At 49.1% G+C, this 25,579-nt stretch carries 25 protein-coding genes and 1 pseudogene; 24 read left to right on the top strand and 2 right to left on the bottom strand.

Going from position 1 to position 25,579, the window contains the following annotated elements:
* Positions 1 to 206: pseudogene (locus Pmgp_RS13135) on the top strand (dihydropyrimidine dehydrogenase); the annotation flags it as partial.
* 260 nt (positions 207 to 466) lie between these two features.
* A complete protein-coding gene (gene xseA / locus Pmgp_RS13140; RefSeq protein WP_134214444.1) occupies positions 467 to 1,675 on the top strand; it encodes an exodeoxyribonuclease VII large subunit in 1,209 nt (402 codons plus the stop codon).
* A 246-nt stretch (positions 1,676 to 1,921) separates the two neighbouring features.
* Here xseA and gabT read toward each other — a convergent pair whose 3' ends face one another.
* Positions 1,922 to 3,253, bottom strand: coding sequence for a 4-aminobutyrate--2-oxoglutarate transaminase (gabT, locus tag Pmgp_RS13145; RefSeq protein ID WP_134214445.1), 1,332 nt, complete (start codon positions 3,251 to 3,253; stop codon positions 1,922 to 1,924).
* A gap of 667 nt (positions 3,254 to 3,920) precedes the next feature.
* Between gabT and Pmgp_RS13150 the strand changes: the two genes are divergently transcribed.
* The 19 genes from Pmgp_RS13150 (at position 3,921) to Pmgp_RS13240 (ending at position 22,262) form a co-directional block, all read left to right on the top strand.
* On the top strand, positions 3,921 to 5,354 hold the full coding sequence (locus Pmgp_RS13150) for a sigma-54 interaction domain-containing protein (protein WP_243119846.1): 1,434 nt from the start codon (positions 3,921 to 3,923) through the stop codon (positions 5,352 to 5,354).
* Positions 5,355 to 5,541: 187 nt separating this feature from the next.
* Positions 5,542 to 5,811 (top strand): exodeoxyribonuclease VII small subunit, encoded by a 270-nt coding sequence (xseB, locus tag Pmgp_RS13155; protein WP_134214447.1) that lies wholly within the window; start codon positions 5,542 to 5,544, stop codon positions 5,809 to 5,811.
* Entirely contained in the window at positions 5,801 to 6,682 is an 882-nt protein-coding gene (locus Pmgp_RS13160) for a polyprenyl synthetase family protein (protein ID WP_134214448.1), read from the top strand. Before xseB ends, Pmgp_RS13160 begins: the two co-directional genes overlap by 11 nt.
* An 808-nt stretch (positions 6,683 to 7,490) precedes the next feature.
* The gene (locus Pmgp_RS13165; RefSeq protein ID WP_134214449.1) at positions 7,491 to 8,087 is read left to right on the top strand and encodes a hypothetical protein; all 597 of its coding nucleotides are present in this window, start codon (positions 7,491 to 7,493) and stop codon (positions 8,085 to 8,087) included.
* Between the two features lie 3 nt (positions 8,088 to 8,090).
* Entirely contained in the window at positions 8,091 to 10,004 is a 1,914-nt protein-coding gene (gene dxs, locus Pmgp_RS13170; RefSeq protein WP_134214450.1) for a 1-deoxy-D-xylulose-5-phosphate synthase, read from the top strand.
* A 25-nt stretch (positions 10,005 to 10,029) separates the two neighbouring features.
* Positions 10,030 to 10,851 (top strand): TlyA family RNA methyltransferase, encoded by an 822-nt coding sequence (locus Pmgp_RS13175; RefSeq protein WP_134214451.1) that lies wholly within the window; start codon positions 10,030 to 10,032, stop codon positions 10,849 to 10,851.
* Between the two features lie 42 nt (positions 10,852 to 10,893).
* The gene (locus Pmgp_RS13180; protein ID WP_134214452.1) at positions 10,894 to 11,181 is read left to right on the top strand and encodes a YciI family protein; all 288 of its coding nucleotides are present in this window, start codon (positions 10,894 to 10,896) and stop codon (positions 11,179 to 11,181) included.
* A 27-nt stretch (positions 11,182 to 11,208) separates the two neighbouring features.
* Positions 11,209 to 12,078, top strand: a complete 870-nt coding sequence (locus Pmgp_RS13185; RefSeq protein ID WP_134214453.1) for an NAD(+)/NADH kinase — start codon at positions 11,209 to 11,211, stop codon at positions 12,076 to 12,078.
* A complete protein-coding gene (mnmM, locus tag Pmgp_RS13190) occupies positions 12,068 to 12,643 on the top strand; it encodes a tRNA 5-(aminomethyl)-2-thiouridylate-methyltransferase MnmM (protein ID WP_134214454.1) in 576 nt (191 codons plus the stop codon). Before Pmgp_RS13185 ends, mnmM begins: the two co-directional genes overlap by 11 nt.
* A complete protein-coding gene (gene argR, locus Pmgp_RS13195) occupies positions 12,644 to 13,102 on the top strand; it encodes an arginine repressor (protein ID WP_134214455.1) in 459 nt (152 codons plus the stop codon).
* Positions 13,103 to 13,155: 53 nt separating this feature from the next.
* On the top strand, positions 13,156 to 14,853 hold the full coding sequence (gene recN / locus Pmgp_RS13200; RefSeq protein WP_134214456.1) for a DNA repair protein RecN: 1,698 nt from the start codon (positions 13,156 to 13,158) through the stop codon (positions 14,851 to 14,853).
* Positions 14,854 to 15,178: 325 nt separating this feature from the next.
* Complete coding sequence (gene spoIVB / locus Pmgp_RS13205; RefSeq protein WP_134214457.1) at positions 15,179 to 16,465, top strand: SpoIVB peptidase; 1,287 nt, start codon at positions 15,179 to 15,181, stop codon at positions 16,463 to 16,465.
* Positions 16,466 to 16,678: 213 nt separating this feature from the next.
* Positions 16,679 to 17,449: a sporulation transcription factor Spo0A gene (gene spo0A / locus Pmgp_RS13210; protein WP_134214458.1), complete on the top strand. Its 771-nt coding sequence runs from the start codon at positions 16,679 to 16,681 to the stop codon at positions 17,447 to 17,449.
* A 290-nt stretch (positions 17,450 to 17,739) separates the two neighbouring features.
* A complete protein-coding gene (locus Pmgp_RS13215) occupies positions 17,740 to 18,420 on the top strand; it encodes a nucleotide-binding protein (RefSeq protein ID WP_134214459.1) in 681 nt (226 codons plus the stop codon).
* 77 nt (positions 18,421 to 18,497) lie between these two features.
* On the top strand, positions 18,498 to 18,716 hold the full coding sequence (locus Pmgp_RS13220; protein ID WP_134214460.1) for a 4Fe-4S binding protein: 219 nt from the start codon (positions 18,498 to 18,500) through the stop codon (positions 18,714 to 18,716).
* Positions 18,713 to 19,780 (top strand): 3-methyl-2-oxobutanoate dehydrogenase subunit VorB, encoded by a 1,068-nt coding sequence (locus Pmgp_RS13225; protein WP_134214461.1) that lies wholly within the window; start codon positions 18,713 to 18,715, stop codon positions 19,778 to 19,780. The genes Pmgp_RS13220 and Pmgp_RS13225 overlap by 4 nt, the downstream gene beginning before the upstream one ends.
* Positions 19,777 to 20,520, top strand: coding sequence for a thiamine pyrophosphate-dependent enzyme (locus tag Pmgp_RS13230; protein WP_134214462.1), 744 nt, complete (start codon positions 19,777 to 19,779; stop codon positions 20,518 to 20,520). The genes Pmgp_RS13225 and Pmgp_RS13230 overlap by 4 nt, the downstream gene beginning before the upstream one ends.
* A gap of 3 nt (positions 20,521 to 20,523) precedes the next feature.
* Positions 20,524 to 21,084, top strand: coding sequence for a 2-oxoacid:ferredoxin oxidoreductase subunit gamma family protein (locus Pmgp_RS13235; protein WP_134214463.1), 561 nt, complete (start codon positions 20,524 to 20,526; stop codon positions 21,082 to 21,084).
* A gap of 56 nt (positions 21,085 to 21,140) precedes the next feature.
* A complete protein-coding gene (locus Pmgp_RS13240) occupies positions 21,141 to 22,262 on the top strand; it encodes a M20/M25/M40 family metallo-hydrolase (protein WP_134214464.1) in 1,122 nt (373 codons plus the stop codon).
* Here the strand turns inward: Pmgp_RS13240 and mciZ are convergent.
* Positions 22,259 to 22,387: a Z-ring formation inhibitor MciZ gene (mciZ, locus tag Pmgp_RS13245; protein ID WP_134214465.1), complete on the bottom strand. Its 129-nt coding sequence runs from the start codon at positions 22,385 to 22,387 to the stop codon at positions 22,259 to 22,261. The genes Pmgp_RS13240 and mciZ overlap by 4 nt on opposite strands.
* Positions 22,388 to 22,590: 203 nt before the next feature.
* Between mciZ and spoIIM the strand changes: the two genes are divergently transcribed.
* From spoIIM to Pmgp_RS13260, 3 genes are all read left to right on the top strand, one after another.
* Positions 22,591 to 23,220, top strand: coding sequence for a stage II sporulation protein M (gene spoIIM, locus Pmgp_RS13250; protein ID WP_192902927.1), 630 nt, complete (start codon positions 22,591 to 22,593; stop codon positions 23,218 to 23,220).
* Between the two features lie 97 nt (positions 23,221 to 23,317).
* Positions 23,318 to 24,205, top strand: a complete 888-nt coding sequence (xerD, locus tag Pmgp_RS13255) for a site-specific tyrosine recombinase XerD (RefSeq protein WP_134214467.1) — start codon at positions 23,318 to 23,320, stop codon at positions 24,203 to 24,205.
* Between the two features lie 169 nt (positions 24,206 to 24,374).
* The gene (locus Pmgp_RS13260; RefSeq protein WP_134214468.1) at positions 24,375 to 25,550 is read left to right on the top strand and encodes a phosphopentomutase; all 1,176 of its coding nucleotides are present in this window, start codon (positions 24,375 to 24,377) and stop codon (positions 25,548 to 25,550) included.
* The last annotated feature ends 29 nt before the right edge of the window (positions 25,551 to 25,579 follow it).

Consider the following 25,579-nt stretch of genomic DNA (forward strand, 5'->3'; position numbering starts at 1 on the left):
CGAACCCGCTGGTGCCCAGGACCACCAAAGGCCTGGAGCTGAGCAGGAAGGGCAACATCGTCGCCAGCCTGGAAACAGGCGCCACCTCCAAGCCCGGCGTGTACGCGGGAGGCGACGTGGTGACAGGAGCCGCCACGGTGATCCTGGCCATGGGCGCGGGAAGGACCGCCGCCAAGTCTATCCACGCGTACCTAAGTGGGAAGTGAGACGTGGGCCGTGGGACGTGAGATTTGATAAAATATGTAGGTTCGATTTCAATCGAACAAGGGGCCTTGGATCCAAACATTTTTCTGCTATTGCGACATTGTGCGAATAAATTCGCACCTACAAAAAATCTAATTTTGCATGTAAGTTATAAGACGTTGGATATGAGAGTGTGATAGCAGGGATTCAAAGACAAAAGAGGAATGCCTGTTATCACACTTCTCACGTCTCACGTCCCATTTCTCAAAGAGGGGAAGTTGTCTTGCGGATACTGACTGTGCAGGAACTGAACCAGCATATTAAAACGCTGCTTGAAAAAGATTACCTGCTGGCAAATGTATGGGTAAAGGGAGAGATCTCCAATTTTAAAGCTGCCACCTCAGGGCATTTTTATTTTACTCTGAAGGATAACTACAGCTGTCTGAGAGTAGTAATGTTCCGTTCCAGAAGCCGCTCTTTGCTTTTTCGCCCTGAAAACGGCATGGCAGTTACAGTCAGGGGATATGTCTCCTTATATGAGCGGGACGGCGCTTACCAGCTCTATGCCGAGGAAATGGAACCCGACGGTACCGGCGCCCTTTACCTGGCATTCGAGCAGCTTAAAGAGAGACTTCAGAAAGAAGGTCTTTTTGATCCCGGGCATAAAAAGCCCCTGCCACTTTTGCCAAAGCGTATAGGTATTGTAACCTCGCCAACGGGCGCGGCGGTGAGGGACTTAGTGGAAATAATCAGGCGGCGCTGGCCGGGCTTGGAGATCGTCCTGGTACCCGTACTGGTACAGGGAGAAAGCGCCCCGCCTGACGTTGCCCGTGGTGTCCAATTGTTGAATAAGCTGGGCGGGGTGGACCTTATTATTGTGGGCCGGGGAGGCGGATCACTGGAGGAGCTGTGGGCTTTCAACACGGAAATTGTGGCGCGCAGCATCTATAATTCTAAAATTCCGGTTATCTCGGCTGTGGGACACGAAACTGACATCACTATTTCTGATTTTGTAGCAGATAAGAGGGCAGCGACCCCATCAGCCGCTGCTGAGCTCGCTGTACCCGATAAAAGAGAAATGACGCGCCACGTCCAGTCTCTCAAAACCAGGCTTTACCGTGCCGCTAATGATAAAGTCAAAGGCTGCGGGCAAAGGCTAGCCGCCTGTATGAACAACCGCCATTTTACCAGGCCGCTGGATGTGTTTTGCGGGTCCAGACAGCAGTCCCTTGATTTCTTGCTGCACCGTCTAAACCAGGGTGTGCACAGTTCGGTCGGCGGGCAGGAAAAAAGGCTGGCCGTCCTTGCCGGCCGCCTGCAGACCTTGAGTCCCCTGTCCACCCTGGCCAGAGGTTACAGCATATGTACCACCCCTGATGGTAATAGGGTGGTCCAAGACACAGACTCAGTTGAAATTGGCGCCAGGCTCTCAGTCCGGCTGCACCGGGGTCTTTTGCACTGCGTCGTGGAAAATAAAAACTCAGATAACTAAAAAGGATGGACAGATAAACAAAAGCCTTGCGTTTTTTAAGCAAACGCAGGGCTTAAACAGTCTTGAAAACCTAAAAGTGTAGGTGCGAATTCATTCGCACAATGTTACACTGGTCACAAACTCATACGGCGCCGGCGCGCCGTTGTTCGATTGAAATCGAACCTACAACTCTTAAAAGAACTTTCTAGGTTGACTGAAAATGTAGGTGCGACTTTAGTCGCACAGCGTTGCAATGGCCTAAACTTCCTAGCAGCCCAACGCTTCTTTTAACGACTCTTCCAGTACATCCATGGCCTGGTTCAGTTCTTCGTCGCTGAGAACCAGTGTGGGCAGGAACCGCAGCACGTTGCTGTATATGCCTGCGGTCAGTACGACCAGCCCTCTTTTGTAGCAGCCTGCAGCCAATTTGCCGGTGATTTCTTTGGCCGGTTCCTTGGTTTTACGGTCATTAACCAGTTCGATAGCGACCATTGCGCCAAGCCCGCGCACATCTCCTATCACCGGGTATTTTTCCTGCATTTCATATAAGCGCTTCTTCATAGTCTCGCCTATTTTGAGAGCCCGCTCGGGAAGAGCTTCTTCCCGCATAATGTCAATGACTTCGAGAGCCGCCACACAGGACACCGGGTTGCCGCCATATGTGCCGCCAATCTCACCAGGGGCCGGTGCATCCATAATTTCCGCCCGCCCTGTTACCGCGCTCAAGGGGAAGCCCGCGGCCAGGGATTTAGCAATGGTAATCAGGTCGGCTTCAAGTCCAAAATGTTCGCTGGCAAACATTTTCCCCGAGCGGCCAAAACCAGACTGGATCTCGTCCACGATGAACAGGATGCCGTATTTTGAGCAGATTTCTTTTAAGCCAGATAAATATTCAGGCGGCGGGACGATAAAGCCGCCTTCACCTTGAATGGGCTCGGCAATCAGTGCGGCAATGTTGTCCGCGGGGCATTCCGCGATGAAGAACCTTTCCAGGTTCTTGACGCACTGCATTTCACAATTCGGGTAGCTTAAACCGAAATAGCAGCGGTAGCAGTAAGCAGAAGGGATTTTGTAGACTTCTGGAGCGAAAGGCCCGAATTCATATTTGTATGGCCTCACTTTGCTGGTCAAAGTCATGGTCATCAGGGTGCGGCCGTGGAAAGCGCACTCCAGGGCGATAATTCCTTTTTTCCTGGTGTATTTCCTGGCGATTTTAACGGCATTTTCAACGGCCTCGGCGCCGCTGTTGGCAAACATCGTCTTTTTGGGAAAATCGCCTGGTGTAATAGCAGCAAGCTTCTCCGCAAGATCCACATACTGCTCGTACATAAACACATTGATACTGGTGTGAATGTACTTGTCTAATTGGGCCTTCACCGCTTTTACCACACGGTCATTGCAGTGTCCCACATTTATTACTCCTATGCCGGCTGCAAAATCTATAAACTGATTGCCGTCAACATCAGTAATCATAGCCCCCTTTGCTTCTTCGGCGAAGACAGGGAAAGAGTAAGAAATGCCTTTGGGAATGAACTTGTTTCTTTTCTCCAGGAGCTTTTCAGAATTAGGGCCTGGGACCTGTGTCTTCAGATTAATCACTTGTTTTTAACCTCCTAAGTAGATTTTTCTATAACTGTCGGAAACTATATATGGCAATTTCCAGACGACTTAATCTTTTGGAGAAAGCATATTCCATAATTACTTTAGCAACGTCTAATCTTGTTCAATTAATTTAATGCAACAATTATACCATATATTACGGATTGTGAAGATATAAATTTCATTCAAATACATTGCAAATGGTAAATAATAAGATGCGCATTAGCATTATTCTGAGGCTTGAAAGGCATAATATTACTTGACACGAAATAGTTGTAATGGTAAAATCCATTTCAAAAAGCAGTACTTTTAAGAAAAGACGCTAATTAGTCTTTAATCAGTGTCTTTTTTAAGCCATATAATAGTTGATGCAGAAAACTTTGAAAAATGCATTAATGCATCCTGCTTGTCTTCCGTTTCATTTATAATGTTGTGTATTGAAAGATTATGGATTAAAATAGAGTAATGGTAAAACGCATTATCCTTAATACTACATATAGGTATTTAAGAGGTTTAACCAAAGATTTATTTCATTATTCTAATTAGCTAGTCAGCTAGATTCAGAATAACTAACGACCCGGATGTTAAAAGGGTATATATATATGTCAGGTCACTAAGCAGTATAGTTTCCCTTTCTTCACCAAGTACGAGAGGCAGGTTGATTTTTGTGGATAGGGACTCTTGCTGGGATGAGTTAAATGAGCAGAGGGAACTGGTAGAGGAGCTTGTAGATACATTTAACTCATCGCTTGACGAAATTTTTATTATTGATGGCAGTGGAAACACCAAGCGTATTAATAAAGCAGGGGAAACCTATTACGGTGTACCGGTGGAATCTTTACTGGGTAAAAATGTTGTAGAACTTGAAAAAGCCGGGTATTTTAGTCCGTCGGTTGCAAGGCTTGTGCTCAAGGAAAAGAAGCGTCTGACCATCACCCAGAAGACTAAAAGCGGGAAACAGTTAATCACTACAGGCAACCCGATATTTAACGAGAATGGTGATATTATACGCATAGTAGTAAACTCCAGGGATATCTCAGAACTTCTGAATCTAAAAAAACAGCTTGAAAGTGCCGGGCAGCTGGCGGAAAGCCACCTTCAACAACACTTAAAACCTAACCAGCTAAATAAAAGCAACGAACTAGTAGCTCAAAGCCCCCAAATGAAGGCGATTATTGAGATGCTTGAAAAAGTTGCGAAGGTGGATTCTACTGTGTTGATCATGGGTGAGTCCGGCACTGGTAAGGGTGTTATCGCTTCACGCCTGCACAGTTTGGGTAAACGGTCGAATGGCCCGTTTATCACCATCAACTGCGGTACGATTCCGGAAAACCTTTTGGAATCAGAATTTTTTGGTTATGAGAAGGGCGCTTTTACCGGGAAGCGCAGGGAAGTTAAAACCGGCCTTCTGGAACTTGCCAGTGGCGGCACTGTATTCCTGGATGAAATTACTGCTCTCCCTCTAGGGATGCAGGTAAGACTCTTGCAGGTCATCCAGGAAAAAAGGCTGACACGCGTAGGCGGCAGCGAATATATCAACGTAGATATTAGATTTATAGCCGCTACTAACAGGGATATACTGGCGATGGTATCGGAGGGTACTTTCAGAGAGGATTTATATTACAAGCTTAATGTTATACCTGTAATTATTCCCCCCCTGCGATCAAGACAGGAGGATATTCCAGCCCTTGCGCATTTTTTACTGAACAGGTTAAATACGAAATATAATACAAATAAAAAGTTTTCCACCGAAGTGATTAATGCTTTAAAGAATTACAGCTGGCCGGGCAACGTAAGAGAGCTGGAAAATCTCGTGGAAAGATTATTTGTTACCGTGGAAGCTTCAGAAATTATGGCTGACAATCTCCCCGAGCATATGTTTGAAGCAAAAAGCAGCAGGCTAAAACGGGTTTATATACTTGATATATTTCCCCTGAAAGAGGCTGTTGAGGAATTAGAAAAACAAATGGTTACGTTGGCCTATACACGTCACAAAAATACTTATAAGGTAGCCAAGGTTTTAAATATTGATCAGTCGACAGTAGTCCGGAAAATTCAAAAATATAATATTACAGGTAATTTTCCTTCCAGGCAGCGTTAAAAGCTTCTCTACCTTCATTTAGTTCGAGTGTTTATAGACTATAAGACAGTTAAACTCTCGCAGTTTTTGATAGCTGATTATTTTTCATTTAAAGTAGGTCTTATTACAGAGACCTATTTCTAATTTTTATTTAAAACACAATTGTTTTTAGTTATAATAGAAGGAATAAATTAGCTGGAGGACGATCATGGCCGCTGAAGGTAAAAACATGAGTTTTGAAGATGCTATAGCGCGGTTGGAGGCTGTGGTAAAGGAGTTGGAGGACGGCGGCCTGCCGCTTGAGAAAGCGCTGGAGCTGTTTGCAGAGGGGATTGAGCTTTCAAAAGTATGCAATAAAAGTCTTGAGGCCGCCGAGCAGCGTATCGCCATCCTGACCAGAGATGAAAGCGGTGGAGTCACATTAAAGGAAATTGACAGGCTGCCAGCTGGAGGGGAGGGCGCCGGGTGTGATTTTTAAAGAGGAGCTCAAAAAGAAGGCCGTGTTGGTTGGAGAAGCACTGGACCGCTTTCTGCCCAAGCCGGATACATACCCGCCCCTGATCCACCAGGCTATGCGCTATAGTGTCATGGGAGGCGGGAAAAGACTCAGACCGGCGCTGGTGCTGGCCGCTGCCGAGACGGTGGGCGGGAGTGCCGCTGATGTCCTGCCTGCCGCCTGCGCCATAGAGCTGATTCATGTTTATTCTCTTGTTCATGATGACCTGCCTGCCATGGATAACGACGATTACCGCAGGGGCAAATTAACCAGCCACAAGGTTTACGGCGAGGCCATGGCGCTGTTGGTTGGAGACGCTCTCCTGACGCTGGCTTTCAAGCTTCTTTCAGAGTGCCGCGGCGCGAGCCCGGACGCTGTGGTCAGGGTGATCAATGAAGTGGCCGCCGGGGCAGGAACTCTGGGGCTGATTGGCGGCCAGGTCGTGGATACTTTTTCCGCCGGTGAGGCCATAGAAGAAAGCACACTGGAATACATCCACCGCCACAAAACAGGCGCCATGTACCGGGTTTCCTTGAGAACAGGCGCCATACTGGCCGGGGCGAGTGATGAGGAACTGGCCTGCCTGACCGAATATGCCGAACACATGGGGCTGGCCTTTCAGATCAAGGATGATATTCTTGATATCGAAGGCGACGAAAAGAAACTGGGCAAACCGGTGGGAAGCGACGTTAGGAACAAGAAAGCTACTTACCCCGCGCTGTTTGGCCTGGATCAATCAAAAGAGAAAGCCCGTCTTGCCGCGGGCAAAGCCACGGCTGCTTTGAGTAAGTTCGGCCGGGAGGCGGATTTTTTGAGAGCCTTGGTTAAGTTTGTGATTGAGCGGGATTTCTAGACTAAGGGAAAGCCTTGATAATCTCCAGCAGGAATTCCAGTCCAGGCCAACCTATATGAATTTACAGGGGTGAATTTTAGTTCAAGCGGTATTTGAAAGTGAAATATTGTTTTGTTATAATTGATATTCGTAAATAAGTTTTTTCGATAAATGACGCAGTATCCTAGTCAGATGAGCCTTTTTGAAGGCGGGCCTAAAAATCCGTCAAGGGCATATCGATGAAGTTCCTGGTGCTGGCTATCGACGCCCAGTCGGGGGTTGGTACTGGGAGTTAAGGTGGTAGGGCGACCTGCAATGGCATGCGGGCGTTGACCCTGCCACCGTGGAGACCCAAGTTCGTGGGCAGCCATGCATCTGCTGGATGGTCAACTATGGCTTGGGATTAAACCTGCATGTGGTGAACAGCTGCGTGCAGTGTAGCCTGCCTTGAGTGGCAGTGGTGGATGCCTGTTTTTACAGGCCGCCGGACATGGGCCCATGAAAGACCGGCTTGTTGGCTGAAACCTTTGCTGCAAAAGAGGCTAAGAAAGGTGCAATCTGTTGAGGAAAACTCCTAGGCTGTCCGGGTTACCAGGGCGGACCGGGGATTGCAGTGTGGACTAAGTGGTAATCTAGCCCCGGCATCGGTAACGATCGGAAACGGCTTTAAAGGGAAACCGCCGGTTTGGTGACAGCCGGCAGCTGTTTGGGAAAATCCTGCTAGACCTAAGCCACAATATTTACCCGGTCTGCCGTCATTTATCTCTTACATAAAACACTTGTCAATGATAAGATCGGGCGAGCCTTAATCCGGTATGAGGTGAATTTTTTGGGCAATAATAAATCTACCGTTTCCGGTAGATATATCGTTTTGGTAGGCATCGGCTCATTTTTTTTAGCCGTTATCTTTACCTTTCTTTCCGAGACATTTGCCTCCAGGTTAAACAGTATAATTTTGTCTTTTTTTTTCCTTGGTCTGATTATTCTTATAAACATGCTGGCTGACGTAGTGGGAACAGCTGTTACCGCGGCTTCCCATATACCATTCAACGCCAAAGCGTCCAAGCGGGTAAGAGGAGCGCCGCACGGCCTGCAGTTGATCCGGAACGCCGATAAAGTAGCTAATTTGACTAACGATGTTATTGGTGATATCACCACAACGGTCGGTGGAGCCTTGGGCATATCGATAGTGGTGCAGATAATGACAATGGGACCGGTTATAAGCCAGTTCTGGCTTAACGTGTTAATCACCGCTTTTATTGCCGCGGTGATTGTTTCTACCAAGGCGGCTGGTAAAAAGATTGCGCTGAGCCACCCGGAAGATGTGATTTTTTTTGTTGGCAGGGTACTGGCCAAAGTGGAAGACGCAACTGGCTACAGCCCTTTTCGCAAAACGCGCGGCCCTAGGAACAAGAAGGGTGAGTAAGTGATGAGCAGGTTATTGAAACAGGTTAACTCCCCGCGGGATATCCGCCCGATGACATACCAGCAGCTGCAGGAACTGGCCAAAGAAATAAGGCATCTGCTCATTGAAACTGTTGCGAAAACCGGCGGGCACCTGGCGCCCAGTTTGGGAATGGTGGAGCTTACCCTTGGTTTGCACAAAGTTTTCGACTCACCGGTTGATAAGATTGTTTGGGATGTGGGGCACCAGAGCTATAGTCATAAAATAATCACCGGGCGCAGGGATGAGTTTGACACACTGCGCCAGTTCGGCGGGATCAGCGGTTTCCCCAGGCCGGCTGAAAGCGTGCACGACGCTTTTGGCACCGGTCACAGCAGCACTTCTATTTCAGCCGCCCTGGGTCTGGCCATAGCCCGTGACCTGAAGGGCGAAGACCACTCGGTAGTTGCTGTGATAGGTGACGGCGCCATGACCGGCGGCATGGCTTTTGAAGCGCTCAACCACGCTGGTCACCTGAAAAAAGACATGATTGTGATTCTAAATGACAATGAAATGTCGATAGCACAAAACGTAGGGGCTATGTCCGGCTATTTAACCCGGATGAGGACAGACCCTATGTATTCCAAAGGCAAGGAAGAACTGGAACAGCTGATGCGCAAAGTTCCCATAGGTTCTACCCTGCTGCGTTTGGTTGAGAGATTTAAAGACAGTTTGAAATACCTGGTGGTCCCCGGCATGCTGTTTGAGGAAATGGGCTTCAAATACCTTGGCCCGATCGACGGCCACGATATCAAGGCTGTTGTAAATGTGCTGCAGCGTGCCAAAGCCACTAAAGGGCCGGTGCTGGTACATGCTCTAACTAAGAAGGGAAAGGGCTACCGCCCGGCTGAAAGCAATCCGGACCGCTTTCACGGGGTGGGGCCGTTTGACCCGGTCAGCGGAGAAATTATCAAAAATAATAAAGCCCCTTCATACACGGATATTTTCGGCCGGACGATGATCAAGCTGGCACGCGATAACGATAATATAGTCGCTGTTACAGCAGCGATGACCAGCGGTACCGGCCTGACTAACTTTGCCAGGCTTTATCCCAAGCGTTTTTTTGATGTGGGTATCGCCGAACAGCACGCTGTGACCATGTCTGCCGCACTGGCGGCAGGCGGTTACCATCCTGTGGTGGCTATATATTCCACGTTCCTGCAGCGGGCTTTTGACCAGATTCTGCATGACGTGTCCCTGCAGAACAAGCCTGTAACTTTTGCTGTAGACCGTTCGGGTGTAGTGGGCGAAGACGGGGCCACCCACCACGGTCTCTTTGATTTTGCTTACCTCAGGTCGATACCTAATATGGTAATCATGGCTCCCAAAGATGAAAACGAACTGCAGCATATGTTAGCCACAGCAGTGAGCCACCCGGGGCCGGCTGCCGTCCGTTACCCGCGGGGCGCCGGCTGCGGCGCCAGGCTGGACGACGATTACATGGTACTGCCGCTTGGTAAGTCTGAGGTCCTGCGCAAGGGCTCTGATGTTACCCTGCTGGCCATTGGAAGCATGGTCAACCTGGCCGTTGAGGCGGCTGCGGCTTTGGCCGGGAAGGGTATTGAGGCGACAGTAATTAACGCCAGGTTTGTTAAACCTTTGGACGAGGAATGCATTATACATTATGCCGGAAGAACAGGAAATTTGTTTACCATAGAGGAGCACGTGCTGAGCTGCGGTTTCGGCAGCGCCGTGCTTGAGCTGTTGTCTGCCAGGGGAATCAGGGATGTCAGGGTCCAGTGCATCGGCATCCCGGACACATTTGTTGAACACGGCACGCCGGCATTGCTGAAAGCCAGGTACGGGCTCTCCGCAGAACAGGTAGTAAGGGCGGTAGTGGAAAAAAAAGCCGGCAGAAACAGAACCAGGAGGCTGGCTGTGGTTTCTGACAGTAATTAGCCTCATTTTTCCGGGGGGATCTGATTTGTCTCAGGAAAAACAGCGGCTGGATGTAAGGTTGACTGAGGAAGGTTTCTACCCCAGCAGAGAAAAAGCAAGGGCGGCTATTATGGCCGGCCTGGTTTTTATAAAAGGAGAAAAAGCGGATAAGCCCGGGTTGATGGTGAAACCGGAAGCCGCTATAGAGGTTCGCGGCAACCAGCTGCCGTATGTAAGCCGTGGCGGGCTGAAACTGGCAAAGGCTGTTCAGGTTTTTAACATTGACCTGAATGGGCGTGTGGTCCTCGACGTAGGAGCTTCGACTGGGGGCTTTACTGACTGTGCCTTAAGGCACGGCGCCAGGAAGGTTTACGCGGTGGATGTAGGATACGGCCAGTTGGCCTGGCAGCTCCGGAACGACCCCAGAGTGGTGGTATTGGAGCGTAGCAACATCCGCTTTCTGACAAAAGAAGCTCTTGTGGAAACGCCGGACTTTGCCACCATAGATGTTTCTTTTATATCTCTGGGCAAAGTACTGCCAAGGGTCGGTGAGCTAACCACACCCGGGGCCGAAGGTGTGGCTTTGGTCAAGCCTCAGTTTGAGGCCGGCCGGGAAAAGGTAGGAAAAAAAGGGGTGGTCCGTGAGCCGGATATTCACATAGAGGTGCTGAGAAACATAGATGCTCTTATAGCGGCACTTGGCTGGGCGGTAAAAGGTCTTGATTACTCACCTGTCACAGGCCCGGAAGGGAATATTGAATATTTGCTGTATTTTCAGAAGGACGGGACAAATACCGAAGCCGCCAGTAGTATTATTGAAACTGTGAATCGGGCCCATGACCAGCTTATTAAAAAGAAGCGTAAGTAACTATCTTAATTCAAACGAAAATCAGGAACAGAGGAGAATATAATGTTTATTTTGCTGCTCAAATACATAAAACCCCTGGAGGAAATTGACCGGCTTTTAGAAAACCATATTAGGTATCTTGAAAAGTATTATGAAGAAGGCAAGTTTATCTGCTCCGGCAGAAGAAACCCAAGAACCGGCGGGGTTATTATAGCCAACACAAGCAACAGGGAAGAAATTGAAGGAATTATAAGCGAGGATCCTTTTTTGATTAATAAAGCCGCTCAATATGAAATCATTGAATTCATACCAACTAAGTATAATTCGAGGTTTTCTTGTTTTGTAAATTAAGTAAGCTGACTGTGAGGGGGTATTAACTTGAAAAATTTCGGGCTGGTGGTAAATCTGAATAAAAAAGGGGTATGCGAGCTTGTTGCGCAGATTTCCCGCTGGCTTGAACACAGGGGATGCGGTGTGATGATTGAAGAAGGCACTGCTCAGCAATTAGGTTTGCCCGATTTCGGTGTTTCCCAGGAGGAGCTTTTAGACAGGTCGGAGTGTATACTGGTTTTCGGCGGTGACGGGACTATGCTCTGGACAACACGCCGGGTGGCTCATACAGGCATACCTATTGCTGGCATTAACCTGGGGCACCTCGGCTTCCTTACTGAAATAGATGTGCCTGAGGCGCTGCCCGCGCTGGAAAAAATTCTGACGGGGCAGTACCGTATAGAAGAGCGGATGATGCTGCAGGCTGAAATATACAGGCAGGGCAATTTAGTACATAGTTTTGTAGGACTTAATGACGCGGTAATAACCAAAGGGACTATACCAAGGCCGATATGCCTGGAAGCATATATTAACGAGGAGTTTTTCAATTATTATCACGCGGATGGTGTGATTATAGCTACGCCTACCGGCTCTACAGCCTATTCGCTTTCTGCGGGAGGCCCGCTGGCAACACCGGAACTTGATCTGATCCTGCTTACACCCATCTGCCCGCATTCACTTTGGGCCAGACCAGTGGTTATAACCCCGCAGAGTACAGTTAAATTAGTGCTTCGCTCAAACTGGGGAGAGGTGATGCTGACAATGGACGGGCAGCATGGCGTCAGTTTGCGCCAGTATGATGAGATAAAAATAAAACGGGCCTGTCAAAAAGCCAAGTTTTTGCGTATGGCGGGCAGAAGTTTTTTTGAAGTTTTGCGCAATAAACTAAAAGACGAGGATGCGCGTAATGGTGTCTAAAGGGATCGGCAGCGCTGTTTATCTGGCCCAGTTTTTTGTGGCCGAAGCGGTTAATAACGGCGGAACTGCTGTAGACGCCACAGCGGGTAACGGTAATGACACACTTTTTTTAGCCCGGCTGGTTGGCGAGGGTGGAAAAGTGTACGCCTTTGACACCCAGGCCAAAGCGCTGCAGATCACACAAGAACTTCTGAAAAATAACGGCTGCATGGAAAGGGTTGAACTGCTGCAGGCAGGCCACGAGAAAATGAGAAAACTAGTGCCGGGACCTGTTGACGCGGTGATGTTTAACCTGGGGTATTTGCCCGGCGGGGATCACTCCATAGTTACTCAGCCCCTGACAACCTTAAAAGCGCTGGGCGCGGCCCTGGAATTACTGCGGACGGGCGGCAGGATCGGGCTGGTGATTTATACGGGCCACCCTGGCGGCAGGGAGGAAGCCGAAACAGTTGAAAAATTTATATCTTCACTCAACGCGGATATTTTTAAAGTAATTAAGATATCTTTTGTAAACCGTGCCGCCAACGCGCCGGTTGTTATTGTCATAGAGAAGGATGGTGCTTAGATGAAGGCTGGCCGGCAGCGCAAGATACTTGATATAATTAAGAATGAAGACATTGAAACCCAGGAAGACCTGGCAAGGGCTTTGAAGTCGGTGGGTTGTAAAGTGACGCAGGCGACCATTTCCAGGGATATTAAGGAGTTGGGCCTGATTAAAGTACCACGGAGAAACAATGTTTTCTGTTACGCGCAGCCTGTTGGACAACCAGTGCCAAACGGTGAAGAATGCTTAAAGCGAGTCTTTAGGGACTCAGTAGTCAGTTTGGATTTCAGTGAAAACCTGATTATAATTAAAACTCCACCCGGCGGGGCGCAGGCTGTGGCTTTAGCTATAGACAATATGGGGTGGAGGGAAATCATCGGCACAGTCGGCGGAGACGATACCATTATGGTCGTGGTGAAACCAAAAGAAGCGGTTAGTGATATAATTAAAAAATTCAGCGATTTATTAAGTGGGAAATAGGGTATAAAGAAAAACAAATGTTTTATATATGATCGTTTCAGCGGGGTGGGCTTATGCTGCTGAGTATCTCTATTAAGAACTTTGGGATCATCGATCAGTTGAGAATGGACTTTCAAAATGGTTTTAATGTTCTTACAGGTGAAACCGGTGCCGGAAAGTCAATTATCATCGATGCCCTCCAGATAGTCCTCGGCGGCAGGGTTTCTGCCGGCCAGATTCGCACCGGAGCTGAAAAAGCGTTTCTCCAAGCAGCTTTTGACATCAGTGCCGTGCGGGAAATTGCCCAGCTTTTGGACGAGCAGGGAGTTGATGCGCCGGAGGACGCCACACTGATCCTGGCCAGGGAAATAAGCCGTTCCGGTAAAAGTGTTTCACGTGTCAACGGCCAGGTAGTGACTCTTGGTTTTCTCAAAAAAGTCGGCGGCAGCCTGGCAGACATGCACATGCAACTGGAGTTGAACTCCCTGCTTGACCAGGAAAAACAGCGCCAGCTTTTGGACCGGTTTGGCGGGGACAGACTGCTGCAGGCTTTACAGGAAGTTAATTCACTATATACGCGTTGGAAGGAAGCCCGCTTAAGCCTGGACAGGCTCACCGCGGACGCTGGTGACAGGGACAGGCGCAAGGGTGAACTGCTCTACATGACCAAGGAAATCGAGCTGGCCAAACTTAGGTTGGGCGAGGACATAGAGTTAGAAGAAGAAAAAAAAGTGCTGGCAAACGCGGAGAAGATAAATTCCCTGGTTTCCGGCGCCTACGCTCTGCTGTACGGGGAAGCCGGCGGCCAGTTACCAGCCCTGGACCTGCTGGCACAAGCGGTGGAGGCCTTGCGGAACCTTGCTGCGCTGGACAAACGTGCAGAGACAATTCTGGCTGCCCTGGAAAACGCCTACTACCAGGCTGAAGACGCTGTGCGGGAACTTGCCTGCTACAGAGATGGAATTGAGTTCAGCCCCAACAGGCTGGAGGCTGTGGAAGACAGGCTGGAGCAGATTAAAAGACTTAAAAGAAAATATGGCGAAACAATCAGTGAAATAATTGACAGGCTGAAAGCCATGCGCGGCGAGCTGGCGATACTGGAAAATACGGACGAATTACTGCAGGAAGCCGTACAGGAAATCGGGAAGGTTGAGGCGGCATACAGCCAGGCTGCCGGGGTTTTGAGCACCGCCCGGCGAGAAGCGGCGGGACTGCTGCGGGAAGCGGTATCGGCAGAGCTGCTTTCCTTGGAAATGGGACGGGTGGCATTCCAGGTTGCTTTTACGGAGATATCCGGCCCGGCACGGGACGGGTTAGAACGGGTGGATTTTCTCATCGCCACTAACCCTGGTGAACCTTTGAAACAACTGTCTAAAATTGCTTCTGGAGGGGAACTGACAAGGGTTATGCTGGCGTTAAAAGCCATCCTGGCTGTTACCGATGAAATTCCAGTCCTGGTTTTTGACGAGGCGGACACAGGCATTGGCGGCCGGTCGCTGCAATCTGTGGCTGAAAAGATGTCGCAGTTGGGACGTCACCGCCAGGTGATTTGCGTAACCCACTCCGCCCAGGTCGCCAGCCATGCCAAAGCGCACTACCTTATTGTCAAGGAAATGGAAGAAGGTCGTACAGTTACAAGAGCACGCCTACTTGAGCCCGGGGAAAGGCTGGAGGAACTGGCCAGAATGCTGGGCGGCCGGGAGATCACCGAAATTACACGCCGCCATGCCAGGCAAATGCTTGAAAATGCTTCAGGGAAAAGAATATTTTAGAATTCAGAATCCAGAATTCAGAATAAAAATATCCAAAAAATGTGTTTTCTTCTGAATTCTGACCCTGAATTCTGTATTCTTAAATCCGCACTTTTAAAAAGTGCGGATTTTTATTTTTATTCCCGGCAATTGAACTAGAATTTACATATTCGTTTGTGAAGCCAATTAAAATGCGATATTGGCAAGTTGAGGCACATTTAGGCGTAATAAAAGCGATATGCTGAGGTTATATTAATTTTACACTAAATATGATGCGTTATTTTTGAATATCACGATTTTTCATGATTTTTGGAGGTGGGTGACAATAACATTGGGGGAGTGATGCTTGAGGGGAAAATTTAAAGGTTTTCTTTGTAGTGTGTTAATCTTTTTGTCCGGTGTTTTTAGCTACCAGGTGCAGAGCATCATGCTGTTGCCGGACAAACAATCTGTAGCTGTAGGAGAACCGCTTAAAATTAATTTCCCCGCCCCGTTGCAAAAGACATTAAAAGCTCAAATTGATGGTGTTGCTGATTGTTTTGACCCGCTTTCCGGCCCTGTAGCTTCACAACCGGGACAACTACAGGTAAGATTGAGCCTGTTCGGGGTGGTACACGTAAGAGATGTCCTGGTAAGTGTACTGCCACAGGTAAAAGTTGTACCCGGCGGGCAGTCCATAGGAGTTTTGCTCCACTCCCAGGGTGTTCTCATAGTCGGGCATACAGCCGTACTGGACGAATCAGGCCGAAAAGTAAAACCGGCTGAAGAAGCAGGGCTCATGGAAGGTGACATTATATTAAAGATAAACGATGAAACAATACACAGTGACAGTCAGGTGCGGGAACTGGTGGCTAAAGCAGGCGCCGCCGGAGAGCCGCTTTTGATTGAAGTTAAGCGGGAGGGAGAATTATTCACTAAAAAGGTCAAGCCGGTATTTTGCACGGATACAATGCAGTACAGGCTCGGCCTGCTGATCAGGGATGGCGCCGCAGGGATCGGTACGTTAACCTTTTATGAGCCGGAAAGCAAGATTTACGGGGCGCTTGGCCACCTGATTACCAACCTGGGGTCAACTCAGCCTGTTGAACTATCAGATGGCGAGATTATAAACGCCGATGTCCAGGGTGTTCACAGGGGGAAGAGGGGGCAGCCAGGTGAAAAAATAGGTGTATTCCCCGCTGAGAAAAAAGTAAGTGGAACTATCAGTAAAAACACAAAGCTGGGTATCTTTGGCTGTCTAAAAAATCCTGTTGAGAACACTTCATTCAGAGAGGCGATACCAGTGGCTATGGCTGACCAGATACATGAAGGCAAAGCTGAGATTCTTACCGTATTGAAAGATGACAAGATAGAAAAGTTTGAAATAGAAATAATAAAGATAAATAAACTGGCCAGGCAGGATGGAAAAGCACTGGTAATAAAAATTACCGACCAAAATCTTCTGGAGCAGGCCGGAGGTATAGTTCAGGGTATGAGCGGCAGTCCCATAATCCAGGATAATTTACTGGCAGGCGCCATAACCCATGTCTTTGTCAATGACCCTACGCGCGGCTACGGAATCCCGGCGCAATGGATGATTGAAGAGTCAGGTTTACTGAGTGAATATAAAGGAGATCAACAACCCGCAGCCTAAAAATTCAATTTTTTTATTAAATATAAATGTTCTTTCTATAAGCCTTGGGAGTAAAGTATATTCCAGGGCTTAATTCTTTTTTCATGATTAGAAATATTTACCATTTCTTTAAAATTTACATGACCTCTGGAAGGACTTTCTTTTTGGTTGTCGAATTTGTTAGGCAAAGAATAATTAACAAAAAATAGAAAATATAGGAGGCGGGCATTTTTTATGACAAGGAAGTCGATACGGCTCTTGATCGCAGATGATAATAGAGATTTCTGCGAGCTGCTGAAAGAGTTCATCAACCAACAGGAGGACCTAAACCTTATCGGCATCGCTTATAACGGCCTTGAAGCTCTCCAGATGATCAGGGAGAATAATCCTGATGTTGTGGTGCTCGATATTATCATGCCCCACCTGGACGGCATAGGTGTTTTGGAGAAACTGGTAACGGGCAGTCAGGGGAATAAGCCAAAAATTATCATGTTAACAGCTTTCGGGCAGGAAAGTGTCACGCAAAAGGCTGTTGAGCTTGGCGCAGATTACTATATTTTAAAACCCTTTGATTTTAATGTCCTTGCCACCAGGATCCGCCAACTGGCCGAAGGAGTAAATGTTTCACAGTACATTACTCCGGCAAAACCTAAAAACCTTGATGTCGCAGTAACAAACATCATCCACGAAATGGGAGTGCCGGCGCATATTAAAGGTTACAATTATTTAAGAGATGCGATTTTAATGGTGATCAGCGAAGTTAACCTGCTTGGTGCAGTGACCAAAGAGCTCTACCCGATGATTGCCCAAAAGTTTCAAACGACCCCGAGCAGGGTTGAACGGGCGATCAGACACGCTATTGAGCTGGCCTGGGACCGCGGCAATGTCGAGATGATGACCAAGTTTTTTGGGTATACCATCAATCTTGAACGCGGTAAACCGACCAATAGTGAATTCATAGCTATGGTGGCCGACAAGCTTCGCATCGAACAAAAGGTATCTTAAAAGTATAGTGAGGGATTGGCGCATCTAAAAACGGCATTATTCCTAAATTATAATATATCAAAAAACTATTAATATCTCTGGCTTTCCAACAGGCACCGCTTATTTATTGGGTTACCACCAATATACAGGAGGTGTTTTTTTTATGTTTGAAAAATAAGAGATTGCTAAAATATCTGGATTAAAGAGATTGTTGTACTTACTGTGTAAATTCTTTATAATTTAAAGAGTGCTTTCAGTCTGAACGCAAATAAATGTGAAGTGCTTGTAAGCCAAAAATCAGGCAGGTGAAATTGAAGCTGTTTGAAGAACTAAAACGCATCAACATATTCGCGGGCGATTTTGGCAGCGGCAAGACAGAAATAGCGCTGAATTGCGCTGCTAAAATAAATGAAACAGGTAAAAAAGTGGCGTTAGTGGATCTTGACCTGATTAACCCTTACTTCAGAACCAGGCTGGTCAAAAAAAACTTTGAGGATAAAGGGATTAAAGTTATCAGTCCCCAGGGGAAACTGGCAAATGCCGATATCCCGGCGCTTTCACCCGCCATATACGGTGTGCTGGAAGGGCAAAACTATCATGGTGTTTTCGACGTGGGCGGGGGAGATATAGGTTCTGTTGTACTGGGACGTTTTACAGATTACCTGCCTGAGGGGTCGTTCAACTTTTTTTTGGTGGTAAATACCTGCCGGCCTTTTACCAGAGATGCAGGCGGGATCATAAAAGTTTTGCGCGAAATAGAAAATACGTGCAGGCTGAAGTTTACCGCCATAGTCAGCAATACGAACCTTGGGCCGGCTACTGACGCGGCAACAGTGCTCGAGGGCTACCGGATCACCTCGCAAGCGGCGCGCATACTGAACTTGCCGGTGGCTTTTATTTGTGCCCTGGAAAAACTGGCTGGTTCCCTGAAGGATATAGACGTGCCGGTGCTGCCGCTCACCCTGTTTATGAAAGTCCCCTGGCTGCTGTAAACTTTGATTATTTTTCGGTGTAATTTTTGCCGCCGTTCAATATATTACCGTTAATTATGGTATTGGGGGGATTGTATTTGATCAAAATCACATTCCGGGAAGAGAGATGCAAGGGGTGCCAGCTTTGCACAACTGTCTGTCCCAAAGGGATAGTCGTCATGGCCGGGCGCACCAATGAAATGGGATATCATCCGGCCACGGTGACACAGCAGGAAAAATGTACAGGGTGCGGCCTTTGCGCCTTGATGTGCCCTGATATGGTTATTGAAGTGGAGAGAGAGGCGAAGGCGGTTTGAGCAAAATTTTAATGAAAGGGAACGAAGCTATCGGGGAGGGCGCTGTGCGTGCGGGCTGCCGGTACTTTTTCGGTTATCCGATAACTCCGCAGAGCGAGCTTACTCACTTTCTGGCTAAAAGGCTGCCCGAGGTCGGCGGGTTATATATGCAGGCGGAAAGTGAAGTAGCGTCCATTAACATGGTTTACGGCGCTTCCTGCGCGGGGGCAAGAGTTATGACATCTTCTTCGGGGCCTGGCATCAGCCTCATGCAGGAAGGATTGTCTTACCTGGCAGGTGCGGAGTTGCCAAGTGTGGTTGTGAATTTAATGCGCGGCGGTCCGGGGCTGGGAAATATTGCCCCGTCTCAGGCCGATTATTTTCAGGCTACTAAAGGAGGCGGCCACGGGGACTACCACTTAATAGTACTGGCGCCGAATTCAGTCCAGGAACTTCTGGATATGACCCAGACGGCCTTTGACCTGGCCGACAAATACCGCAATCCGGTTATGATCATGGCTGACGGGGTTATGGGGCAAATGATGGAGCCTGTTGAACTGGCTGACCAGTTAGAAATCAAACAGGTTGCCAAACCCTGGGCGACTACGGGCACGGATTATCACGAGGGCAGAAACCTGATCAATTCCTGTTATGTGATCCCTGAACAAATGGAAGATCTAAATAACAGGCTGGAGAAAAAATATGCTGATATAACCCGCAATGAACAGCAATGCGAGGGTTACCTGCTTGAAGACGCCGAGATTGTACTGGTCGCTTTTGGCATGGCTTCACGCATTTGCCGGGCTGTGGTGGAAAAAGCCCGTGCGGGGGGTATCCCTGCGGGCTTGATCAGGCCGATAACCCTGTGGCCTTTTCCTATGGAATTTGTCAGCAAAGTTGCGGATAAAGCGAAGATATTCCTGGCTGTGGAACTGAATATGGGCCAAATGATGGAGGACGTGAAGCTTGCCGCATCCGGCAGAGCCCCGGTTTACCACTACGGGCGCCTGGGGGGCATGATCCCTGATGTCAGGGAAGTCCTGCGTGAGGTAGAGAAACTGTACAGGGGAGGTGTGGGCCAGTGAAAAAAGGTTCAAGACCAGCCTCGTTAAAAGATGTTCCTTTCCATTACTGTCCCGGCTGCACGCACGGCATAGCCCACCGTTTGGTAACTGAAGTAATTGATGAGCTTGATATCCGGGGCAAAACCATCGGCATCGCGCCTGTAGGCTGTTCCGTGTTCACTATGGACTATTTTGACTTCGACATGATCCAGGGTTCGCATGGCAGGGGGCCTGCCGTGGCGACCGGACTGAAGCGGGCGCTGCCTGACCGGGTTGTTTTTACCTACCAGGGTGACGGAGATCTGGCTGCTATTGGTACCGGCGAGTTCGTCCACGCCGCGGTCAGGGGTGAGAAAATAACCTGCATATTCATAAATAACGCTGTCTACGGTATGACCGGCGGACAAATGGCCCCAACCACCCTGGTCGGGCAGATGACCAAAACAACTCCTTTCGGCCGGGACAAAGATATTAACGGTTTTCCGATCAAAGTCTGTGAAATGCTGGCGCCGCTGGAAGGGTCCGCTTATTTGGCCAGGGTGGCGGTGCATAACCCTAAATCCATCATTAAGGCTAAAAAAGCCATTAGAAGGGCTTTTGAGGTCCAGATGCAGGGTCTTGGATTTTCGTTAATTGAGATACTGTCAACCTGTCCCACCAACTGGGGCTTATCTCCGGTTAAGGCGGTGCAGTGGCTGGAAGAAAACATGGTGCCATATTTTCCACTAGGTGAATATAAGACTCCGGCGGGGGTGATCTAATAAATGCTGGAAGCAATTTATCTCGCCGGACATGGCGGACAGGGAACCCTTTCAACAGGACAATTGCTCGCGCTTGCGGCAGTAAAGGAAGGGAAATGTGTTTCTTACGTACCTCATTATGGCGTGGAAAAACGCGGAGGTGTATCAAACTGCGGAGTTACAGTATCGGACCGGCAGGTAAGCTCTCCCTTTGTCACTGAGCCTACCGTCCTGGTAGCGATGAACAGCCTTTCCCTGGAAAGATATGAAAATGCGGTTGTGCCGGGCGGGCTGATTATCACCAACAGTTCTCTGGTTGAAGCCAAAGTATCCAGGACCGATGTCAAAGCTGTGCCAATCCGCGCCAATGATGAAGCGGAAGCTCTCGGCGACCCGCTGGTCGCCAACAACATTATCCTGGGCGCCGTACTGGAACTTACCGGGGTTGTCAGTATCAAAACAGTGGAAGAGTCGCTGAAAGAAGTTTTGCCGCCGAGGCATCACCATAAGATCCCGGTAAATTTAAAAGCGCTTGAACGAGGAGCGCAGTTAGCCAGGGAATATATTAACCCTACTGGTGAATAATTTAATTACAGGTTGGATTCATGTACTCTAATTTGGAATAGCAGGGTGGTGCGGCCATGGTTGATGCCAACCGTATGGTAGAAGAGTTTTGGGAACTGGTCAGTATAGACAGTGTGTCCGGCAAAGAACGGCGGGTGGCTGACATACTTATTAGTAAGCTAAAAGCCCTGGGGCTGGAAGTGGTGGAAGACGGGGCCGGCTCTAAAGTAGGCTCTGATACAGGCAATATCATTGGCAAGCTTCCAGGCAGCGGCAGGGGGCCGTTGCTGATGCTCTGCTCCCACATGGACACAGTTGAACCAGGCTGCGGAGTGCGGCCGGTACTGGAAAACGGAGTAATTCGCTCGTCGGGCGACACCGTGCTCGGGGCGGACGACAAGGCTGGCATCACCACAATCCTGGAAGTGCTGAGACTGGTCAGAGAGAAGCAAATTGAACATGGCGGCCTTGAGGTTGTGTTCACCATCTGGGAGGAAGGAGGCCTTTTCGGGGCCAAGAACCTGGATTACCATTTGCTGCAGGCCAAGGCAGGTTTTGTGCTGGACAGTGACGGCCCGCCCGGCACTATCATCACCAGGGCGCCCTCACAGGACAGGATCGGCGCTGTGATCAGGGGTAAGGCGGCTCACGCCGGGATTAACCCGGAGGAAGGGATTAACGCCATCCAGGTCGCTTCTCACGCTATCGCCCGCATGAAGTTGGGCCGTATTGACCATGAGACCACCAGCAATATAGGAATTATATCCGGCGGCAAGGCAACTAATATTATTCCGGATAGTGTCACTGTGGAAGGAGAGACCAGGAGCCTGGTCGAGTCCAAACGCGTCGCACTGACTGAACATATCTGTGAAACTATCAGGTACTCTGCCGAAAAGTTCAATGCCAGTGTTGATATTATGACGGAAACTTTGTACACCGATTTTAATCTTGCTGAAGAATCCTTACCGGTGCGCATTGCGGTAAAAGCGGCGGGCAAACTCGGGCTTGCCGCAAAGCTGGAAAAGACCGGCGGCGGCAGCGACGCCAATATTTTAAACAGCAGGGGCATCGCCACTGCAGTTTTGGGTATAGCCATGAAAAAGGTCCATACCACAGAAGAACATATCGCCGTGGAAGACCTGGCCGCTAACGCCCGTTATCTCCTGGAGATTATAAAAGCGGCACAGGACGGGTTTTAGTTGATATTAGCTCCGATCAGTTCTTTAACAGTCCGGAACCTGCGGGCATATTTTTTAAGCAGGTGACGGACTTCTTTTATTTTCCCGCAAATATAAATACCTTCTCTTTGATTGTAAACCTTCACTTATAAATTCCCCTTTCACTGGCGGCAGGACTAATATATGTAGCTAAAGGCCAGATTATGCCGGTCTGCCGGAAAAGTATCAGTGTCGTGTCGTCATAATAATTTGCGCCCGCCCATAAAAATAAAGATGGACGGACAACCGGCAGTTTAAAAACTGCGGCAGCAGTTGAGTATAAATGATCACTGTGATGGGGGGAGTAAGGTTGTTTAAACAGTTGGGAGAGGGACTGGCTGCTTCCCTTAGGCAGAATTGGCCGGTCTATTTGACAATCCTTCTGGTGTTTGCAATGGGGATAGCCGCCGGAGTCTACGGTGTGCAAAAAATGCAGTCGGAGCAGGTCCTCGCACTAGGCGGTTACCTTGACAACTTCCTGCGGCAGGCTGGCGCGCTGGAAATGGACCCGGCAAAAGCGCTGCGGGACGTTTTATATAATGACCTTGTGGTGATCCTGGCTGTTTACCTGCTGGGGCTTACGGTTATAGGCATTCCGGTGATACTCGGGATTATCTTTACGCGCGGCTTTGTCCTGGGTTTCACCATTTACTTTCTGGCTAAAGAGAAGAGCATCCAGGGCATTGTTCTGGCGGTCGCGGCAGTGTTGCCGCAAAATATTTTACTGATCCCCGCGCTGTTAATGGGAGGGGTGGCCTCACTGTCTTTTGCGCTGCTCCTGGCCAGGCGGTTTAACAATTCAAAGGTCCTGGTCTGGTCCAGCTTTGTTGTATACAGCAGCCTGATGCTGGTGGTACTGATCTGCGCGGCGGGGGCGGGATTGGTGGAAGTTTATATCACTCCTTTTTTGGTTAAGATGGCGGCTAGTTATATGTTTTAGGCATCAAAAAGGAATCTTTTGGTCTGTGTGGAAGTAGAGTCTATCTGGACTCTGTTTTTTTGTTCCGATTTACTTTCTATTGCAAGTGGGGTTATTGATGGAAAAGTATCTGGAAGATTTCATCTACCACCTGGCCATGGAGCGAGGTTTGGCTGAAAACACCCTGGTTTCTTACAGGACAGATTTGACCGGGTATATATTATTCTGCCGCAAGCAGGGACTGGCTTCGTTGGCAGAGGCTGACCGTGACACGGTCCTGTCGTACCTGTACAAGCTCCAGATGGACGGGCGCTCCCCGGCCACGATCTCCCGCCAACTGGCGGCGCTGCGCTCTTTTTACAGGTACACGGTCAGAGAAGGAAGGCTGCAGGCGGATCCCACAGGGGAACTGGACTCTCCGAAATCGCCCCAAAAGCTGCCCAGGGTGCTAACAGTGGAAGAAGTGGACCTTCTGCTGGGGCAGCCAGAAATCAGCGAGTCAACAGGGATCAGGGACAAAGCCATGCTGGAAGTATTATACGCTACAGGGATTAGAGTATCCGAACTGGTGTCCCTGAATCTGGAGCAGGCTCATATTAAAAACGGTTTTATCCGCTGTTTCGGCAAGGGCGGCAAAGAGCGCCTGGTACCGCTGGGTGACGTGGCCGCCCGCTTTTTGCAGGAATACCTGGCGCGCGGCAGAAGCAAACTAATCAGGCCGGAAGGCGCGCAAGCTCTGTTTGTGAACCAGCATGGCAGGAGGCTGACCCGGCAGGGGTTTTGGAAGATAATTAAAAAATATGCCCGGAAAGCCATGATTACCAAGGAGATTACCCCGCACACACTGAGGCATTCATTTGCCACGCATTTGCTGGAAAACGGGGCTGATATCAGGTCTGTTCAAGAAATGCTGGGGCACGCCGATATCAGCACCACCCAGATATACACACACCTGACCAGGAATAAGCTGAAAGAGATTTATAACCGCAGCCACCCCCGGGCCTAGCAGCCATCTGGGACATGGGACGTGAGACGTGGGATATGAGAAAAATAGTAAGCCGTAAGTAGTAGGACGTAGGACGTAAGTGTGAATGCAATTCATACCGGGTAAAAACAGTATAGGAATGCATATATACCTACGGCCTACGACAAAAAAAGCATTTGGGGGAAGTCGCATGAAAATTAGACGGGTAGCTTTGTTGGTGCTGGACAGCGTCGGGGTGGGGGAACTGCCTGACGCGGCTGATTACGGGGATACCGGCAGCAACACCCTGGGCAATATAGCCCGCGCCGTGGGGGGGCTTAAAATGTCCAACCTAGGCAGCTTTGGCCTGGGAAATATTATTTCTGTTGAGGGTGTGCCGCCTGCTGTAAATCCCTTAGCTTCATACGGCCGCATGAAAGAAAAATCAGCCGGCAAAGACACCACCACCGGCCACTGGGAGATGGCCGGGATTATTCTGGAGCGCCCGTTTCCGGTTTATCCAAATGGTTTCCCGTCTGATTTAATAAAAGCCTATGAAGAGAAGATCGGCCGGACGGTTCTCGGCAATAAAGTTGCCTCCGGCACTGCCATTATAGACGAGCTTGGCGCCAGGCACATGGAAACAGGCAGCCCCATTGTTTACACTTCGGCGGACAGTGTTTTTCAGGTGGCTGCGCACCAAGAGATTATCCCGCTGGAAGAGCTGTACAGGATCTGCCGGATAGCCCGGGAGATGCTTACCGGAGAGCATGCCGTGGGGCGGGTGATAGCTAGACCCTTTGAGGGTAAGCCGGGAGATTTTCGCAGGACGGCCAACCGGCATGATTTTTCCCTTAAGCCGCCGGGCTGGACACTCTTGAACCTGTTAAAAGAAAATGGGGTAAAGGTTACCGCTGTCGGCAAGATCAAAGACATTTTTGACGGGGAAGGCATATCAGAAGCTGTCCCGACAAAAGGCAATACAGACGGTATGGGCAAGGCTTTAAAACTGATCCGGTCTGACACCGACGGGTTTATTTTTACCAACCTGGTTGATTTTGATATGCTGTACGGCCACCGCAACAATCCCAGGGGGTACGCCGACGCGCTGGAAGAGTTGGACCGCTGGCTGCCGGAACTTATAGTTTCGCTGGCAGATGATGATGTGCTGATTATTACCGCCGACCACGGCTGCGATCCCACCACCGTGTCAACCGACCACTCCAGGGAGTATGTGCCCCTGCTGGTATACGGCAGGCATATACAGGGGGGAGTGGACCTTGGAGTAAGGGAAACCTTTGCGGACATCGCCGCCACAGTGGCTGAAATCTTCGGTCTGAAATTTAATGTAGGTGAGAGCTTTTGGCCAAAAGTTTATAAACCATAACAAAGGATTAATGATTTCCCTGTAGGGAG

Origin of the sequence: Pelotomaculum propionicicum, from assembly GCF_004369225.1 — a bacterium.
GTDB lineage: Bacteria > Bacillota > Desulfotomaculia > Desulfotomaculales > Pelotomaculaceae > Pelotomaculum_B > Pelotomaculum_B propionicicum.

What these genes read in the sequence shown, in the direction of transcription:
- xseB (WP_134214447.1), top strand. Translation starts at nt 5,542, where the DNA reads ATGGCCGCTGAAGGTAAAAACATGAGTTTTGAAGATGCTATAGCGCGG.
- dxs (WP_134214450.1), top strand. Translation starts at nt 8,091, where the DNA reads ATGAGCAGGTTATTGAAACAGGTTAACTCCCCGCGGGATATCCGCCCG.
- Pmgp_RS13180 (WP_134214452.1), top strand. Translation starts at nt 10,894, where the DNA reads ATGTTTATTTTGCTGCTCAAATACATAAAACCCCTGGAGGAAATTGAC.
- mnmM (WP_134214454.1), top strand. Translation starts at nt 12,068, where the DNA reads ATGGTGTCTAAAGGGATCGGCAGCGCTGTTTATCTGGCCCAGTTTTTT.
- argR (WP_134214455.1), top strand. Translation starts at nt 12,644, where the DNA reads ATGAAGGCTGGCCGGCAGCGCAAGATACTTGATATAATTAAGAATGAA.
- recN (WP_134214456.1), top strand. Translation starts at nt 13,156, where the DNA reads ATGCTGCTGAGTATCTCTATTAAGAACTTTGGGATCATCGATCAGTTG.
- spo0A (WP_134214458.1), top strand. Translation starts at nt 16,679, where the DNA reads ATGACAAGGAAGTCGATACGGCTCTTGATCGCAGATGATAATAGAGAT.
- Pmgp_RS13235 (WP_134214463.1), top strand. Translation starts at nt 20,524, where the DNA reads ATGCTGGAAGCAATTTATCTCGCCGGACATGGCGGACAGGGAACCCTT.
- Pmgp_RS13240 (WP_134214464.1), top strand. Translation starts at nt 21,141, where the DNA reads ATGGTTGATGCCAACCGTATGGTAGAAGAGTTTTGGGAACTGGTCAGT.
- xerD (WP_134214467.1), top strand. Translation starts at nt 23,318, where the DNA reads ATGGAAAAGTATCTGGAAGATTTCATCTACCACCTGGCCATGGAGCGA.
- Pmgp_RS13260 (WP_134214468.1), top strand. Translation starts at nt 24,375, where the DNA reads ATGAAAATTAGACGGGTAGCTTTGTTGGTGCTGGACAGCGTCGGGGTG.